Here is a 2642-nt window from a genome sequence, read left to right as displayed (position 1 = left end):
TATTGCCCTTTTAACTGCTTCCCTGTGTAGTGGAGTCTGCCATGCTACATGTCTTCCTATGCCTAATTCTATGTTCCTCTCCGGTGGCGGTTCATCTATCCAAGTTTCACCATCCCTTTCCGGGATAGCGTCGATCATCATGTTTAATTCAACTAGCTTGTTGAGCAGTGGCATTCTCCCCTTCGTTAATAATGCATCTGGATTATCTATGGCTTCTAAGAGCCACATCTTCTCATCATTGCTGAGGGAGGATGTGAACATTTGGAGTCTCTTGGACTCTGCAAGGTTCCTTGTCACATGCTCTATGCTCCATTTAGATTCGTAGAGCTGTGCGAGGATTCTTGGGTTGCCTCCAGTTAACCTCCAAGCCTCATCGAATGGAGGTTTTCGCCCAGGTATCTTCTCGTAGATTTCTTCAAACCCCTTCTGGCTCATGTTCCATATAGGCTTAATCCAAGCCCATAAGTGTCTACCAATTTCCCTCCTAGAAAGCCCTTCACTCGTTGTTGCTATTGCAACAATCTTCTCACAGCCCTCTGGAGGATACTCCACTAAGCTCAATAGGGCCTTCACGTACATAGCCGCCTTATCTAGCCCTATGGCTTGAAATGCATCGTCCACTAGAATAGCAATCCTCCTCTTCCCCCACTTACTGATGAGCCATTTCGCTGCATCTATGGCGAGTGTGGTCAGCTTCAATTGAGCAACCCCTACAGCTTCCATTGTAACTTCAGTGAATTTATCTACAAGCTCCTTAACATCAGTGTGGGCTATGAAGTCCTTATGTATTGGATCAACGTAGATTGCTTCGAAGCCAAGTTCCCTCAACAATTCAGCAGCCTGCTTTAGCCATGCAGTCTTCCCACAACCCTCAGGTCCAAAGACAACTATGGGATGCCAAGTCCCCCTCTCAGCAAATTCCTCCACTTGCTTAATAGCCTTATCCCTATCACAGAAATCCATCTTCAAACCAGCGAAACTAAGCTTAACCCTCCTCATTTAAATTCCCACCATTCACATTTCCTCCATGATTCTTAGGTAATTGAAGTATTTAAGTTATAGGTAGCCCTCGAATGCATCGTGACATAATCATTGTAGCACGTTTCACGAATTCAACTTCTAAACCCTCATGAATATGGTTGAATGCATGGTAACTATTATTCCATTACTCTTTTAACTGCCTCCCTATGTAGTGGAGTCTGCCATGCTACATGCTTGCCTATGCCTAGTTCGAGATCCCTTTCAGGTGGTGGTTCATCTATCCATAGGTACTGCTTTCTCTCTGGGATGTCGTCGACAATTAGGTTTAGTTCGACAAGTTTATTTAGTAGTGGCATCCTTTCCCTCACGAATAGTGTGTCAGGGTCTTCCACAGCCTCTAGGAGCCACCTTCTCTCATGGATGCTGAGGGAGGCTATGAATGATCTAAGCTTCCTCCCCTCCACCATCTTTTCAATAACTTCATTGGAATTCCAATTGGAATTGATGAGTTTTGCAAGTATGTCTGGGTTTCCCCCCGTCATCTTCCAAGCATCTTCAAGTGGAGGTTTAGGGTTTGGAATTTCCGCATATAACTCTTTAAACCCTTCACTTGGCATATTCCATATTGGCATAATTTCACTCCACCTATGCCTACCAATTTCGATTCTCGATAATCCTTCACTTGTAGCTGCAATTACAACTATCTTCTCATATCCTTCAGGTGGATACTCAACCAAGTTTAATAAGCTTTTAACATACATTCCAGCCTTCTCAATCCCTATAACCTGAAACGCCTCATCCACGAGAATAGCAATATACTTCCTCCTCCATATTCCAATAAGCTCCTTAACAACGTCTATGGCTAATGTTGCCAATTTAACTTCGGCTACACCAATAACTTCAGCTGTAGCGTTAGCAAGCCTCTTCACAGCATCCTCAACATCAGTATATGCAATAAACTTCTTATGAAGTGGATCTATGTATATGGCATCATACCCATATCCCCTCAAAACTTCAATGGATTGTTTAAGCCATGCAGTTTTACCACAACCCTCAGGACCGAAAACTATAATTGGATATCTAGTCCCCCTCTCAGCGAAATCCTCCAATTGCTTAATAGCCCTCCCCCTATCGGCAAACTCAATTTCCAAACCCCTCGTAAAGGATAATTTAATCCTCCTCAAAACATTTCACCCTATAAGCATAATAAATCCCATAAATCTCAAAATGATCAATGTAATTCATGAGCATTCCAAACCTATAACAAACCTATATTCATGAAACTTATAAAATGTTCCCTAAACCCTTGAATTTCAATTCTATGTTGAATGTATTTTTAGTGGTGTGTATTCTTGTCTTGCAGTCACGATCCATATTCCATACTCCATCGCCTTTTCCACGGCTTTGGGTGTTGTAGTCATGGTGTATATGACTTTTATCATTTTAGGTTTTAAGAGTTCAGGCTTCTTATTCCTCAGGAAATTGATCTTCCCCTCCAATTCATCAACCAATGTATGTCCAAGCCTCACGGTAACCTCACCTAATACGCATACATCGCCACTCACACCATAAATGTTCATTTCAAAATCCTCAATGGAGAGTCTATCGAGCTTCACATCAAACCCAAGTTCCCTCAACCTATAACCCACAACTTCCCAAGC

Annotated in this window: 2 protein-coding genes and 1 pseudogene; all 3 read right to left on the bottom strand. The window is 42.5% G+C overall.

Annotated features, from left to right (window positions below; genetic code table 11):
* The coding region (locus MRT15_RS10015) for an ATP-binding protein (protein WP_304329954.1) at positions 1-999 on the bottom strand (999 nt) is incomplete at its 3' end.
* A gap of 158 nt (positions 1000-1157) precedes the next feature.
* A complete protein-coding gene (locus tag MRT15_RS10010) occupies positions 1158-2165 on the bottom strand; it encodes an ATP-binding protein (protein WP_304329953.1) in 1008 nt (335 codons plus the stop codon).
* Positions 2166-2300: 135 nt separating this feature from the next.
* A pseudogene (locus tag MRT15_RS10005) lies at positions 2301-2642 on the bottom strand (hypothetical protein); the annotation flags it as partial.

This window comes from Candidatus Culexarchaeum yellowstonense (assembly GCF_024707025.1).
GTDB lineage: Archaea > Thermoproteota > Methanomethylicia > Culexarchaeales > Culexarchaeaceae > Culexarchaeum.
This window is presented reverse-complemented; position numbering and strand designations above follow the sequence as displayed.